This is a genomic window from Bartonella sp. AA81SXKL, from assembly GCF_042196945.1.
GTDB lineage: Bacteria > Pseudomonadota > Alphaproteobacteria > Rhizobiales > Rhizobiaceae > Bartonella.
Genome location: NZ_JBHIRH010000320.1, coordinates 1 through 286, shown reverse-complemented (window position 1 = coordinate 286; position 286 = coordinate 1). Strand labels below are relative to the sequence as shown.

The 286-nt window shown below is 39.9% G+C and carries 1 protein-coding gene; it reads right to left on the bottom strand.

From position 1 onward, the window contains the following. Positions 1–286, bottom strand: a 286-nt coding sequence (locus tag ACFINZ_RS11410; RefSeq protein ID WP_375701569.1) for a DNA polymerase, incomplete at both ends; no start/stop codon positions are given.

The following is a 286-nucleotide window of genomic DNA, read 5'->3' as shown; positions in this document are numbered from 1 at the left end:
TCCCGTTGATGTTATTGCTAAAGAATAATTCGTATGAACACGCCCCGTCTTTGGTAAAATATAAGATGGCAAAGCATCTGTATAGGTAGATTTTAGTTTTGCAAGTTGACGCCAATCAATAATTTTACGCGGTAAAATATGGCCTTCAGCAGCCAATTCCTCCAAGGTTTGTGCAGAGGTTGACCATTGTCCACCCTTCGTTTTAGCACCTCCAGGTAATCCCATTTTTCCAAAAAGGATATCACCTAATTGTTTTGGCGAAGCAAGATTAAATTTCTCACCAGAC